The following is a 757-nucleotide window of genomic DNA, read 5'->3' on the forward strand; positions in this document are numbered from 1 at the left end:
AGCAGATCTACCTGGCGCTGACCTGCACCGAGAGCGACCGCGCCGCGCGCGACACCAACATCGACAAGGCGCTCTGGAGCGCCGCCTTCCCGCAGTGGGCGCATCTGATCGACCGCATTGGCAGCGAGGTGAGCTGGGGCGTGTACAGCATCATCAAGTGCAGCGCGTGGTCGGCGGGCCGCACCGTCATCCTGGGTGACGCCGCGCACGCGCAGCCGCCCAACCTCGGGCAAGGCGGCGGCATGGCGATGCAGAACGGCCTGGCACTGGCCGTCGCGCTCGAAGGCGTGAGCCGCGCCGAGCAGATCCCGGCCGCGCTGGAAGCCTGGGAAGCGCGCGAGCGTCCGCTGGTGGACCACTGCCAGAAATGGTCGACGCTCTACGGCGAGGTGGCGTTCCTGCCAGACGACGTGCGCACCGCTACCATCCGCGGCGCCATGGGCAATCCGTGGGTATCGGAACAGATATTCCGGGCCGCCAACCACGCGCCGACCGGCACGACCGGCAACTAGCCAAAGAAGAAGGCCGCGCTCCCTGCGGGATGACGCGGCCTTTATTCCGTGCCGGCGGCTCAGCCCCGGTGCCGGGCGCGCCGCAGCGTATCCTGCGGCCGCTCGCCGAAACGTTCGCTGTAGTACTGGGCAAACCGCCCGTAGTGGAAAAAGCCCCATTGCAGCGCAATGTGCGTCAGGTTGGCCGAAGCCGAGCCCCCTGACAACAGCCCCTGGCGCACGCGCTGCAACCGCAGCTCGCGCAG

2 protein-coding genes are annotated in these 757 nt (G+C 69.1%); one reads left to right on the forward strand and one right to left on the reverse strand.

Annotated features, from left to right (window positions below; translation table 11 throughout):
* Positions 1-512 (forward strand): FAD-dependent oxidoreductase (locus AC1Q7H_RS39810; protein ID WP_492316808.1); only part of this gene is annotated, 512 nt, incomplete at its 5' end.
* A 59-nt stretch (positions 513-571) separates the two neighbouring features.
* On the opposite strand, the gene AC1Q7H_RS39815 is transcribed toward AC1Q7H_RS39810, so the two are convergent.
* Positions 572-757, reverse strand: a 186-nt coding sequence (locus tag AC1Q7H_RS39815; protein ID WP_492316809.1) for a helix-turn-helix domain-containing protein, incomplete at its 5' end; no start/stop codon positions are given.

The organism is Cupriavidus sp. GW823-FHT06D04, from assembly GCF_058795055.1.